General features: G+C 72.6%; 12 protein-coding genes. 8 read left to right on the plus strand and 4 right to left on the minus strand.

Annotation, left to right across the window (positions count from 1 at the left end; genetic code table 11):
• The first annotated feature begins 15 nt into the window (after positions 1-15).
• A complete protein-coding gene (locus tag ACFXMF_RS33215; protein ID WP_379991816.1) occupies positions 16-1,320 on the plus strand; it encodes an RNA polymerase sigma factor in 1,305 nt (434 codons plus the stop codon).
• Complete coding sequence (locus tag ACFXMF_RS33220; protein WP_380020926.1) at positions 1,317-1,979, plus strand: maleylpyruvate isomerase family mycothiol-dependent enzyme; 663 nt, start codon at positions 1,317-1,319, stop codon at positions 1,977-1,979. The genes ACFXMF_RS33215 and ACFXMF_RS33220 overlap by 4 nt, the downstream gene beginning before the upstream one ends.
• A gap of 97 nt (positions 1,980-2,076) precedes the next feature.
• On the opposite strand, the gene ACFXMF_RS33225 is transcribed toward ACFXMF_RS33220, so the two are convergent.
• The 3 genes from ACFXMF_RS33225 to ACFXMF_RS33235 form a co-directional block, all read right to left on the minus strand.
• Complete coding sequence (locus ACFXMF_RS33225; protein WP_379991814.1) at positions 2,077-2,799, minus strand: hypothetical protein; 723 nt, start codon at positions 2,797-2,799, stop codon at positions 2,077-2,079.
• Positions 2,777-3,403: a TetR/AcrR family transcriptional regulator gene (locus tag ACFXMF_RS33230; protein WP_379991812.1), complete on the minus strand. Its 627-nt coding sequence runs from the start codon at positions 3,401-3,403 to the stop codon at positions 2,777-2,779. Before ACFXMF_RS33230 ends, ACFXMF_RS33225 begins: the two co-directional genes overlap by 23 nt.
• A gap of 117 nt (positions 3,404-3,520) precedes the next feature.
• On the minus strand, positions 3,521-3,997 hold the full coding sequence (locus ACFXMF_RS33235) for a MerR family transcriptional regulator (protein WP_379991811.1): 477 nt from the start codon (positions 3,995-3,997) through the stop codon (positions 3,521-3,523).
• An 87-nt stretch (positions 3,998-4,084) separates the two neighbouring features.
• Here ACFXMF_RS33235 and ACFXMF_RS33240 point away from each other — a divergent pair, with 87 nt between their 5' ends.
• The 4 genes from ACFXMF_RS33240 to ACFXMF_RS33255 all read left to right on the plus strand — a co-directional run bounded on the left by ACFXMF_RS33240 (position 4,085) and on the right by ACFXMF_RS33255 (position 8,364).
• On the plus strand, positions 4,085-5,134 hold the full coding sequence (locus tag ACFXMF_RS33240; protein WP_360309048.1) for an aldo/keto reductase: 1,050 nt from the start codon (positions 4,085-4,087) through the stop codon (positions 5,132-5,134).
• A 135-nt stretch (positions 5,135-5,269) separates the two neighbouring features.
• Positions 5,270-6,370: an ABC transporter substrate-binding protein gene (locus tag ACFXMF_RS33245; RefSeq protein ID WP_360309046.1), complete on the plus strand. Its 1,101-nt coding sequence runs from the start codon at positions 5,270-5,272 to the stop codon at positions 6,368-6,370.
• A 57-nt stretch (positions 6,371-6,427) separates the two neighbouring features.
• Complete coding sequence (locus tag ACFXMF_RS33250; RefSeq protein ID WP_360309258.1) at positions 6,428-7,477, plus strand: iron ABC transporter permease; 1,050 nt, start codon at positions 6,428-6,430, stop codon at positions 7,475-7,477.
• Entirely contained in the window at positions 7,474-8,364 is an 891-nt protein-coding gene (locus tag ACFXMF_RS33255) for an ABC transporter ATP-binding protein (protein ID WP_360309044.1), read from the plus strand. The genes ACFXMF_RS33250 and ACFXMF_RS33255 overlap by 4 nt, the downstream gene beginning before the upstream one ends.
• On the opposite strand, the gene ACFXMF_RS33260 is transcribed toward ACFXMF_RS33255, so the two are convergent.
• Complete coding sequence (locus ACFXMF_RS33260) at positions 8,336-9,574, minus strand: cytochrome P450 (protein WP_379991810.1); 1,239 nt, start codon at positions 9,572-9,574, stop codon at positions 8,336-8,338. The genes ACFXMF_RS33255 and ACFXMF_RS33260 overlap by 29 nt on opposite strands.
• A 363-nt stretch (positions 9,575-9,937) precedes the next feature.
• On the opposite strand from ACFXMF_RS33260, the gene ACFXMF_RS33265 reads away from it, so the two are divergent.
• Entirely contained in the window at positions 9,938-11,422 is a 1,485-nt protein-coding gene (locus tag ACFXMF_RS33265; protein ID WP_379991809.1) for an acyl-CoA carboxylase subunit beta, read from the plus strand.
• 814 nt (positions 11,423-12,236) lie between these two features.
• Complete coding sequence (locus ACFXMF_RS33270; protein ID WP_360309038.1) at positions 12,237-12,755, plus strand: CBS domain-containing protein; 519 nt, start codon at positions 12,237-12,239, stop codon at positions 12,753-12,755.
• Positions 12,756-12,894 lie beyond the last annotated feature (139 nt).

Here is a 12,894-nt window from a genome sequence, read left to right on the forward strand (position 1 = left end):
GTCCGGGACGCGTCGGTGGACGCGTCCGTCGAGTCGGTGTTCCGGGAGGAACGGGGCCGGTTGCTCGCCTCCCTCGCGCGCCGCTTCGGCGATCTCGACCTGGCCGAGGAGGTCGCCTCCGAGGCGATCGAGGCGGCGCTGCTGCACTGGCCCGTCGACGGCGTGCCGGACCGGCCGGGCGCTTGGCTGTTGACCACGGCGCGCCGTCGGGCGGTCGACCGGTTGCGCCGGGACCGCACCTACGCCGCCCGGCTGGCCGTATTGCAGGTGGAGGCGGATCGGGCCGATCCGGCGCCGCCGGCCGACGCCAGCGACGATCTGCCCGACGAGCGGCTGCAACTGTTCTTCACGTGCGCCCATCCCGCGCTGCCCGCCGAGGACCGCGGCGCGCTGATGTTGCGCTGCCTCGCCGGGCTCGGCACCCCCGAGGTCGCCCGGGCGTACCTGGTGCCGACCGCGACGATGGCCCAGCGGATCGTCCGGGCGAAGAAGAAGATCCGCGAGGCGCGGATCCCGTTCCGGGTGCCCGGCGCGGACGAGTTGCCCGCGCGGCTGCCCGGGGTGCTCCAGGTGATCTATTCGATCTTCACCGAGGGCTACGCGGCCAGCTCCGGACCGCGGTTGCAGCGGCTCGACCTCGCCGAGGAGGCGATCCGGCTGGCCCGGATCCTGCGCCGGTTGTTGCCCGCCGAACGTGAACTCGCCGGGCTGCTCGCGTTGATGTTGTCGATCCACGCGCGGCGCGCGGCACGGACCGATCCCGACGGCGCGATCGTGCTGCTCGACGATCAGGACCGGGGCCGGTGGGACCGGGCGATGATCGAGGAGGGGCGCGCTCTGGTGGTCGCCGCGCTGACCGGCGGCCCACCGGGGCGGTACGGGGTGCAGGCCGCGATCGCCGCGCTGCACGACGAGGCCGCGAACGTCGCGACCACCGACTGGCCGCAGGTGGTGGCGCTGTACGACGTCCTGCTCGTGCTGACCCCGTCGCCGATCGTCGCGCTCAACCGGGCCGCGGCGGTGGCGATGCGGGACGGCCCGGAGGCGGGGCTGGCGCTGCTGGACGAACTGGCGGACGAGCCCAGGCTGCGCGGTTACCACCCCTTCCCGACCGCCCGGGCGGATCTGTTGGAGCGGCTCGGTCGGCGCGCCGAGGCGGCGGCGGCCTACCGCGAGGCGCTGGACCTGGCCGGGACCGAACCCGAACGGGCACATCTGCGACGCAGGTTGCGCGCGATCGGGGCGCCGGAAGCGGCTCTGGACCCGACCGACGAAGCGGGACGGCCGACGGCCGACCCGAGTACACCATCCGGGACTTGAGGAGAACCGACATGGACCGCGACCGGATCCTGGCGTGGGTACGAGCGGAACGACTGAGCCTCGCCGATCTGTTCGACGACCTCGACGAGCGGGAGTGGGCGACCCCCTCGCTCTGCGAGGCATGGACGATGCACGAATTGGCCGCGCATGTGACCACGTCGACGCGCACCACGTTGGCGGGCATGATCAAAGGTGCGATCCGGGCCCGGGGCGACTTCGAACGGTGGGGCGCCGACGAGGCTCGGGAACTGGCCGCCCGGTACACCCCGGCGGAACTCGTCGCGCAGATCCGGGAGACCGCGGGGTCGGCCCGCCGTGCGCCGCTGGCCGCGCCGTTGGACCCGCTCGTCGACGCGCTCGTGCACGGGCAGGACGTCGCGAGACCGCTCGGCCGCGAGCGGGCGATGCCCATCGAGCCGGCGCTCGCCGCCCTCGAACACGTGCTGCGCAGCCCGTTCTACGGCGCCCGCAAGCGTTTTCGGGGGATTCGGCTGGTGGCCACCGATGCGCGGTGGTCGGCGGGCCCGGGGCCGGACGAGGTCCGCGGTCCCACCGGCGACCTGCTCCTCCTGGCCACCGGCCGGCCGGCGGGCCTCGCCGCGTTGTCCGGGCCGGGCCGGGAGCGGGTCGCGGCGACGCTGCCGGGAGCGGCGCGGTAGGGGGTGGCCGTCGGGGGATCCGGCGGGTGGGGCCACTCGTCGGCGGCGCCGGGGAATCGGTGCTCGACGCGGTGGCCGGGGCGAGGCGGGTCGACGGCTACGACTCGGCGGGGTCGCGCGGGCCGGGTCGGGGCGGGCGGTATTGCTGGGCTCCCTTGCGGTCGCGGACGGCGACGCCCAGCCGGCGCAGCCCGTCCAGCGCGTCCTCGGCCGCGCCGGCCCGCTTGTCGGTCAGGGCCCGCTTGCGTGCACGCAGCAGGGTGTGGGCGGCCTCGTCCAGATCGGTGGTGCCGTCGATCCAGACGGAGAACTCCGCCTCGCGCGGGTCGGTACTGCCGCGCCACGGGTAGTCGAAGCGGGCGAAGGCGTCCCGCAGGTGCCCGGTGGGCAGGTCGCTCGCGCGGACCCGGGCCAGTTCGCTCTCGTTCGGGTCGAGGGCGACCAGGTCCCGGCCGTCGGTGAAGATCGTGGCGATCCGGGACCGGGGTATGTGCAGCCCCGAGCCGTCCCGGTGGATCGCCAGGTGGTCCGCGGCCACGGTCAGGACCGGGCTCTCCTGGCGAGCGGCCACGGCCGCCCAGGCGCCGAGGCCCGCGCCGAGCACGGTGCCGATCGGTACGGCCCAGCGGGTCGGCAGTTTCGCGGCCAGTCGCAGCGGGCCGGGCGCGGAGCCGACCAGGTCGATCAACCAGTCCACGAACGGTGCGACCGCGAACCCGGCGCCGAGGCCGAGCAGCGTGGCGCCGACCCCGATCAGCCAGAGCCACACCGACGGCATCCGGACCGTGACCGTCCGGTCATCGGCCGTTGTGTTGCCCATGGGGTTCCCCTGTCTCGTTCGGCGCGGGTGCCAGGTAGCGCGCGACGGTGCGGCGCAGTGCGGGTGTGGCGTCCCGATCGGGTGCGGCGCCCAGGTATACGGCGTCGACCACGGTCTGGATCCAGCCGGCCGCCTCGTTCGGGTCCAATGCCGGGTCGATCGTCCCGTCGGCGATGCCTCGGGCGATCAGGCCGGCCAGGCCGTCCCGGAGCACCGCCTCGGTCCGGGTGACCACGTCGACCAGCTCGGGATCCCGACCGACCTGGCGCAGCAGCTCGACGAGCAGGCCGGCCGCGCTCGGGTCGCGGGCGTCGGCGGCCAGCTCGGTGACGAGTTCGACGATCGCCTCGGTCGGGTGCTCGGCGCCGGCGAATCGGGCGACGCGTCCGTGGGACAGCGGCAGGTCCCGTTCGAACACGGCGCGGAACACCGCCCGCTTGTCCGGGAAGTAGTAGAAGACGCTCGCCGCGCTGAGCCCGGCGGCCCGGGCGATGTCCGCGACGGTCGTCGGCTCGAACCCCTGCTCCGCGAAGAGGCCGGCGGCGGCGAGCGTGATCGCTTCGCGCCGCTGGGCGGTGCGGTCGGGATCGACGGTGCGGGGCACTGCGGGCGGCCTCTCGATTCGATGACTGATCGGTCAATCGAAGAATAGCAGCCGGGTTCCGGCGGGGCGGGCGAGCCGGGCGGTTCGGGCGGGCCATCGTGTCATCTGGTCATCGAGTCACGTCACCTGATCATCGGCCTCGACTTCGACTTCGACTTCGACTTCGGCTTCGGCTTCGGCTTCGGCGTCGCTTTCGGGTTCGGGTTCGGGTTCGGTTTCGGCGAGGTAGTCCTCGTACACGCCCACCTTGTAGCCGATCAGGTCGAGGCACCGGTGGAGTTGGTCGATCTGGGCGGTTATCCGGGACCGGTGTTCGCGCAGGATGGCCAGGCGTTCGCGTTCGGTGCCATCGCCGGCGCGGGCCAGTTCGGTGTACTGCCGGATGGCGGGGATGGGCATGCCGGAGCCGCGCAGGATCACGCACATGTCGAGCCAGGCGATGTCGTGTTCGGCGTAGACCCGGCGGCCGGCCCGGTTGCGGCGGACCGGATTGGCCAGGATGCCCTCGCGTTCGTAGAAGCGCAGGGTGTCGATGCTCAGGCCGGTGCGGGTGGCGACCTGGCCGATGGTCAGGTCCTCGGAGGTATCGGTCACGCGTCACAGGATGGGACTTGACCTGGAGTCGAGTCCAGCTCGTAGATTTCCGGTCGCCACACCCGTAAGCACCCAAGGAGCACGACCATGCGCTACCGCACTCTCGGCCGCACCGGCATCCGGGTCAGCGTGCAGGCCCTGGGCACGATGATGTTCGGGGCGGTCGGCAATCCCGACCACGACGACTGCGCCCGGATCGTGCACGCCGCGTTGGACCACGGGATCAACTTCGTCGACACGGCCGACATGTACTCGGCCGGCGAATCCGAGGAGATCGTCGGCAAGGCGCTCCGGGGCCGGCGCGACGACGTGATCCTGGCGACCAAGGTGCACTTCGCGATGGGGGAGGGGGTCAACCGGGGCGGCAACTCGCGGCGTTGGATCACCACGGCGGTCGAGGACAGCCTGCGGCGGCTGCGCACCGACCGGATCGACCTGTACCAGATCCATCGCCCGGACGAGTCGACCGACGTCGAGGAGACCCTTTCCGTACTGACCGACCTGGTGCGGCAGGGCAAGATCCGCGCGTTCGGCTGCTCGACCTTCCCGGCCGAGGACGTGGTCGAGGCCCATCACGTGGCCGAGCGTCGCGGCCTGCAACGCTTTCGCACCGAACAGCCGCCCTACTCGATCCTGGCCCGGGGCATCGAGGGCTCGTTGCTGCCGGTGTGCGAGCGCCTCGGCATGGGTGTGCTGACCTGGAGCCCGTTGGCGTCCGGGTTCCTCACCGGCAAGTACCGCAAGGGCGGCCCGATCGACCTGACCTCCGGTCGGGCCGGGCTCAACCCCGGGCGCTTCGACCCGGCCCTGCCGGTGAACGCGACCAAGCTCGACATCGTCGAGCAACTCGTCGCCCTGGCCGACGAGATCGGCTGCACGCTGCCCGAACTCGCGCTCGCCTTCCCGACCGCGCACCCGGCGGTGACCTCGGTCGTCATCGGGCCGCGCACGATGGACCAGTTGGCGGCGTCGGTGAAGGGCGCGACGCTCACCCTGGACGACGAGACGCTCGATCGCATCGACACGATCGTCGCGCCGGGTAGGAACGTCTACCACCCGGACGGCGCGTGGACCCACCCGGCCCTGGCCCGCACCGCGTTGCGCCGTCGCCCCCTCGCCGACCGTGCGGCCGGCTGAGGGCGCGCCGATCGGCGATGCCGGGACCGGCGACGGGAAGTCGGCCTTCGGCGGGAACTTCGCTCGGGTGGTGGCCGACTGAGTGTCCGGGTTCGCGTTCGCGGGCGCCTGTCGGTACTTGTGGGGAGCGAAACTGTGCGGGGCAGCAAGGTGGGTGGCGTGGCCGCCGCGGTGGTTTTGTTCGCGACGGCCTGTGGAGGCGGTTCGACGGACACGGAGGACGCCGCCTCGGGGGCGACCGCGGCCGCGACGAAGCCGGGCGGTGGCGCGTCGGGTTTCCCGGTGAAGGTGACGGACTGCGCCGGTGCCGAGACGACCTTCACCGAGGCGCCGCGGAAGGTGGTCACCAGCAACGCCTCCGGCCTGGAGATGTTGTTCTGGCTCGGCGCCGGCGACCGGGTGATCGGCACCGGCTTCCCGCCCGGCAAGGGCACCATGCCGGCGCAGTTCTCGGCACAGGCCGACCGGGTCCGGGTGCTCGGCGACATGGTGATCCCCAAGGAGCAGTTGCTCGGTTCGGGCGCCGACCTCTACCTCGACACCTTCGCCGACATGGGCGGCATGGGCGCGATGGGTGCGGGGCCCTCGCCCAAGGAGTTCGCCGCCGCCGGCATCAAGCACATCTACCTCAAGTCCACCGCCTGCGCGCGCAAACGCCCGGGCCCGCAACAGGACTTGGCCGAGGTCGAGGCCGACATCCGGGCCCTGGGCGCGGTCACCGGGACCTCCCCCAGGGCCGAACAACTCGTCGCCGGCATGGAGCAGACCCTCGGCTCGGTGCGCACCGCGCTCGCGGGTGTGCCGCAGGATCGGCGGCCGACGTACTTCTTCTTCGACTTCGACGCCGGTACCAAGCAGCCGATCGCGGTATGCGACAAACAGGTTGCCAACGCGGTGATCACCCAGGCCGGGGCACGCAACGTCTTCGCCGACTGCGCCGGCGACTTCAAGCCCGTCTCGTGGGAGGACGTGGTCGCCAGGAATCCGGACTGGATCCAGCTCGGTGTCCGGAACAAGGGCAGTGCCGAGGCCAACGCGAAGGCGTTCGACGACGCCGAACGATTCCTGCGCACGTTCGACGCGACCAAGGGCCTGAACGCGGTGCGGGACGGGAAGTTCGTCCGGATCGGCTCGGAGAGCACCACGATCGCCGGGGTCCGCAACGCCGAAACGGTGCAGCGGATCGCGAGCACGATCCACCCGGACCTGGTCCGACCCGCGCCGGCCGCAGGGTAGGGGCCGGTGGTTTCGGTATTCGAGCGTCGGATCCGACGCCGGGCCGAGCCGGCGCCGGTGGCTCCCACCGACGGTGACCGGGGTCGCCCGGCGCGCACCGGGTGGGTGGTCGTCGTCCTGGCCGTGCTCCTGGTCGTCGCGTTGACCTCGGCCGTGTCGTTGGGGTCGGTGGACATCCCGATCGGCGAAGTGTGGTCGGTGGTCGGGCGACGGCTGACCGGCGAGTCGCCCGAGCCCGGCACGCGCGACCTGATCGTCTGGCAACTCCGGCTGCCGCGAGCCCTGTTGGCCGCCGTCGTCGGCGCGGGACTGGGGCTGGTGGGCACCGCCGTCCAGGCGCTGGTGCGCAATCCGCTCGCCGACCCGTACCTGCTCGGCATCTCCTCCGGCGCCTCGCTCGGTGCGGTCGCGGTGATCGTGCTCGGGGCCGGCACCGGCGGGGTGCTCGGATACGGGCTGTCCGCCTCGGCGTTCGCCGGTGCGTTGGCGGCCTTCGCGTTGGTGTGGGCACTGGCTCGGCGCGGCGGCGGATTCTCCCCGCTGCGCCTGGTGCTGGCCGGGATCGGCGTGGGGCAATTCCTGTCCGGGTTCACCAGCTTCCTGGTGTTGCAGGCGGGCGACGAGCAGCAGACGCGCGGGGTGCTGTTCTGGCTGATGGGCAGCCTGAGCGGGGCCCAGTGGGAGCAACTGGCGCTGCCCACCGCCGCGGTGGCCCTCGGCCTGCTGGGTCTCCAGGCTCGGGCCCGGGCGCTCAACGCGCTGCTGATGGGCGACGAGACGGCGGCCGGACTGGGCGTGGACGTGGCCCGACTGCGCCGCGAACTGTTCGCGGTGACCAGCGTGTTGACCGGGGTGCTGGTCGCCGTTTCGGGAGCGATCGGCTTCGTCGGACTGATGGTGCCGCATGTCTGCCGGTTGTTGATCGGTGGCGATCACCGCCGACTGCTGCCGGTTTCGGCGTTGTTCGGCGCGGTGTTGCTGGTCGCGGTGGACACGCTGGCCCGCACGGCGGTCAGCACCCAGGAGTTGCCGATCGGCGTGGTCACCGCGGTGATCGGCGCGCCGGTGCTGCTGCTCCTGCTCGACCGACGGCTGGAGACGCGATGACGGGCGAGGGTGAACGGGAGGCCGCGGGCGAGAGCGCCGGGTTCGGTGGGCAGCGGAGCCGGATCACCGTGCAGGATCTGCACGTCACCCTCTCCGGCCGGGACATCCTGACCGGCGTCGGGTTGATCGCGGCCGGTGGTGAGATCACCGGGCTGGTCGGCCCCAACGGCAGCGGCAAGTCCACCCTGTTGCGCACGGTCTACCGGCACCTGAAGCCGCAGGCCGGGCGGGTCCTGCTCGGCGACCGGGACCTGCGGGCGATGACCCCCGCGGCGGCGGCCCGACACGTGGCGGCGTTGCCGCAGGAGCGGGAGAACGACTTCGACTTCACCGTGCGCGAGGTGGTCGCGATGGGCCGTACGCCGTACCAGAAGGCGTTCGCGGGCGACAGCGCCGCCGACCGGGCGGCCGTGTTGATCGCCCTGGTGCAGGCCGGGGTGGAGGCGCACCAGGGCCGACGGTTCGCCACGCTCTCCGGGGGCGAGCGGCAACGGGTGCTGCTGGCACGGGCGTTGGCGCAGGAGCCGGACGTGCTGGTGCTGGACGAGCCGACCAACCACCTCGACGTGCGGCATCAGGTCGAACTCCTGGCCCTGTTGCGGGCCCAGGAGCGGACCACGTTGATCGCGCTGCACGACCTCAACGCGGCGGCCTCGGTGTGCGATCGGCTGCACGTGCTGCACGAGGGTGCGCTGCGGGCATCCGGGACGCCGCGTGAGGTGCTCACCCCGGAACTGCTCGCCGAGGTGTTCGGTATCCGGGCCGTGGTTCTCGATCACCCGCTCACCGGGGATCCGCTGATCGCGGTCGACCATCGGACACCGGCGTTGCCGCCGGCCCCCCGGACCCCGGTCGGGATCAGGTCGGCACCGCCGGCGTCGGGATGACGTCGAGGCGGGTCGGGCCGTTGACCACCAGCGAGGGGATCGGCGGGGGTGGTTGCTCGGGGTGGGCGAGGGCCAACCGCGGGAGGCGGTCGAGCAGGGTGGACACCGCGATGCGCGTCTCCAGCCGGGCCAGATGTGCCCCGAGGCAGAAGTGCGGACCGTAGCCGAAGGCGAGGTGTGCCTTGTCGGCGCGGGTGGGATCGAACGTGTCGGGCGCGTCGGGGTGCACCGCCGGGTCCCGCCCGGCGGCGGCGAAGGCGATGATGATCGGGTCGCCGCGACGGATCAGCACCCCCTCGCCCAGCTCGATGTCCTCCACCGCATAGCGCAACGGCAGGTACATGACCGGGCCTTCGAGCCGCAGCGTCTCCTCGATCACGTCGCTCCAGTCCAGGAGGCCCTCCTGAAGCCGAGCCAACTGCTCCGGATGGGACAGCAGTTCGGACAGGACGCTGGTGATCAGGTTGACCGAGGTCTCGTAGCCGGCGCCGAGCATCAGGAAGAGCGAGTCGATGAGTTGCTGCTCCGAGGACTGCTCCTCCTCGGCGACCGGGGCGAGCAGGTCACTGGTCAGGTCGGCGCCCGGGTGCTCCCGCTTGTACTTCATCAACTCGACAAGTCGGGCCTGGAGTTCGTGCTGACGTGCGATCGCCTCGGCGACCTCGATCCCGGTGTCCAGGATCGCGTCGATCGCGGTGCCCAGCCCGGCGCGCAATCCGTCCGGTACCCCGAACAGATCGCAGATGACGGTCATCGTCAGCGGCAGCGACAGGGCCCGGCGCACGTCGACGCTTTCGCCGGGCGGTATCGCCGCCAGCGCGTCGACCAGGCGATCCGCGGTCGCCTGGACCTGCGGGCGCATCGAGTCCACCCGTCGGGGTGCGAAGGACGGCGCGACCCGGGCGCGCAGTCGGCGGTGTTCCGCGCCGTAGGTGTTCGCGAAGTTCTGTTGCAGTGCCACCGAGGCCAACGGCCAGCCTTCGGGCAGTTCGGCCAGTCCGGGCCAGTGCCGGCGGAAGTCGCGGGAGACCCGGGGGTCGGTGGTCAGTGCTTGGGCGACGTGGTACCGAGTGATCGACCAGGCCCGGACTCCTCCGGGGAGTTCGACCCAAACGGCCGGTCCCCGAGCGCGCAGCGCCGCCGCCTCGGCATGTCCGGCGCGGGCGGTGGGGTCGAGCACGGGGCATCGCTGAACGGGTTCCGTCGACATGCCGGGCTCCCTTCGAGGGGAACGTGCAAAGTGGTCGTCGTGCCCACGAGGCGCACGGTGCAGTCGTGTTCGCGAAACCGCGTCCGACGCCTGCCGGCGTCGCATGTCCTTCCCTTCTACGCCTGGTTCCGCACCCTGACAACACCGCCGAGGCAGGCGGTCGTCCGGGGAGCGGTCGGTGCGCCCGAACGTGCCTCGTGCCGGGGGTGAAAGGCCGCCGCAAGCGATAGTTAAGGTCGCGCCGCTTTAATGGCTGGAGCCTCGTGGCGGAACCGGCGCCGTCGGGGGGATCGGCGCTGCCCGGAGTCCGGGTCGTCGCGTCGATCCACGGCTGGGGAAACGGGCTGGGGAAACGGGGAAGCCATGACGACCACTGCCACCACCGGACTTCCGGAGCAACGCGAGGTCGTAACGACGCGGGCGCAACCGCCGGGGTCGGCGTCGGCAGCGGACCCGGCCGACGCGCGCGATCCGCGACTACGGTTGGGTCGGCTGCTCGACGAGGACGGGGTGCGGGCCCTGCCGGGGGAGGATCCGGCGGGCGTCTACGCGGTGTCCGGTCGCATCGACGGCGTCCGGGTGATCGCGTACTGCACCGACGCGACGGTGATGGGCGGTGCGCTCGGCTGGGCCGGCGCCGAGCGCATCTCGCAGGCGGTGGACACCGCGGTGCGCGAGCGCTGCCCGGTGATCGGTCTGTGGCATTCCGGCGGCGCCAAGCTCGCCGACGGGGTGGAGTCGATGGACGGCGTGGGCCGGATGTTCGCGGCGATGACCCGTGCCTCGGGCCGGGTTCCGCAGATCTCGGTGGTGCTCGGGCCGGCCGCGGGCGCCGCGGCGTACGGTCCCGCGCTGACCGACATCGTGGTGATGGCGCCCGCCGGCCGGATGTTCGTGACCGGCCCGGACGTGGTGCGCAGCGTCACCGGCGAGGAGATCGACATGGCGGGCCTGGGCGGCCCGGAGGCACACGCCAGACAGTCGGGCGTGGCCCATGTGACCACCGGTTCCGAGCAGGAGGCGTACGTCCACGCGCGTCGACTGGCCGGCTTCTTCGCCCGGCCCGGCCGGTTCGACCCGGACGCCGCGCGCGGCCGTACCGAGGACCTGCGGGCGCTGCTGCCCGAGTCGGCGCGCCGCGCCTACGACGTCCGCCCGTTGGTGTACGCGATCGTGGACGGATCGGGTCCGGCGGACTTCGCGGAACTCCAGTCGCACTGGGCGCCGAACATCGTGGTCGGCCTCGGTCGGCTGGCCGGGCGCAGTATCGGCGTGATCGCCAACAACCCGCTGCGCAAGGGCGGTTGCCTGGACTCGTTGTCGGCGGAGAAGGCGTCGCGGTTCGTTCGCATGTGTGACGCCTTCGGGGTCCCGCTGGTGGTGCTCGTGGACGTGCCCGGCTATCTGCCCGGGGTGGGCCAGGAGTGGGGCGGGGTGATCCGGCGCGGTGCCAAGCTGCTGCACGCGTTCGCCGAGGCCGAGGTGCCCCGGGTCACCGTGGTCACCCGCAAGTCGTACGGCGGCGCCTACATCGCGATGAATTCCCGTTCCCTGGGCGCCACCGCCGTGTTCGCCTGGCCGGAGGCCGAGGTCGCGGTGATGGGCGCGGAGGCGGCGGTGGGCGTCCTGCACCGCAAGCGACTCGCCGCCGTGGACGGTGCGGCGCGCGAGGAACTCCTGGCCGGACTGGTCGCCGAGCACGAGCGCATCTCCGGCGGCGTCGGCCGGGCCCTGGACTTCGGTGTGGTGGACGCCGTGATCGAACCCGGGGACACCGTGGAGCGGGTCGTCGCGGCACTGTCCGGCGCACCGGCCGGCCGCGGTCGACACGGCAACATCCCCCTTTGAGCCATCCTTCCCCACCCGGTGGCGCCGTCCCCCCGTGCGGCGCCACCGGGTCCTTCCCGCCGGTGGGCGGGACCACGTCCGGCCGCCGCGTGCAGACCCGTTGCGGCCGGGGCCGAGCCCGGTCGCCGAGCGACCTCGGGGTCGGTCGAGGCGGGCCGATTGTCGCCGAGCCCGCGTTTCGGGCCGCCGGCGACACCGCCGTGCGCGCAGCGAGCGGGACCGTCCCCGGCATCGTCCGGGGCCGATGTCGCGCCGGGCGCGGGGCGCCGGCGCCGGTCCTCGCGGTGGAACTCGGCCGGGGAGCGGTCCCTTCGGCCGCCGGCGCGTTCGACTCGTCGATCGCGGAGCAACGGCGCGAAGCCCGCGCCGCCGGCAACTCGGTGATTTCCGGAGCGCGTTGCTCGCCCCTGATCGGCGGTAGGTCGCGGGCGCGCCGCTCGGTGACGGGTGCGCGTGGCCGCCGGACCCCGGGTTCGCCGTCGTGACCGCACGGGACGCGGTCGCCGGGTTCCGACGGCATCGCGGTGTTCCGGGGCGCGACTTCGTGATCCTTCCGCGGGCCGTGCACGACGCGTTCGGGCCGGTCCCGACCTCGGCTCGGTGCCCTCGGCCGGCTTCGCCGCGGCGGTCCCGCGCCGTACGCCGGTGTTCCCGCGCGGGATTCGTGCCGGCCGGCGCAGACGAAAGGGCCGGTTCCTGAGGGGGAACCCTCGCCACACTTGTCGAGGCGGGTGCGACAAGGTGAGGGAATCGAATCCACGACCGTGGGGAGGCGCCCGAATGGCATCGACCGTCGACGCTGAAGGAGTTCGTGATGCGCGCACGTGATCTGGTGGCCGAGTATCCGATGGTCACCCTCGACAGCGACGCTCTGGACGCGGCCCGACTGGTAGCCGCGCAACGTCAGACCGGGGTACTGGTGCTGGATGCCGGCGGCGAACCGTTCGCGGTTCTACCCGCGTCGTCCCTGGTCGCCCTGTTGGCGAGCCGGGTGATCGATGATCCGGAGCCGGACGGGGTGTTCGACCAACCGTGTGTCTGCCGAACACACCGGGCCCTGGCCGGGCGTACCGTGCGCGACTGCCTGCGGCACGAGAAGACGCTGCCCTCGGTCGCCGACTCGGAGGACACCGTCCTGGAGATCGCCGCGTTGATGGCGCGCGATCGCAGTCGTCTGGTGGCGGTGATCGAGTATCCGAAGGGACGCGCGATCAGCGGAGCCGGACCGCGTGTGTTGGGTGTGATCACCGACTCCCGTCTGCTGGAGCAATTGCTCGGCAGGACCCGGTCGACCGACCCGAACGGGCGAAGCCCGTCGGCACCCACGACCTGATCGTGTGCCCGGCGGGGCGGGCGCCCCGCCGGGCCTCGGGGCGCAACGACGGCCGTACGGACGGCGGATGGGTCGACCCGGCCACGCCGGTTTCACGACGCCGGATCGTGCACGTCGCACGGAATGCACGTGGCGGGCG

Origin of the sequence: Embleya sp. NPDC059213, assembly GCF_042754445.1 — a bacterium.
Taxonomy (GTDB): Bacteria; Actinomycetota; Actinomycetes; order Streptomycetales; family Streptomycetaceae; genus Embleya.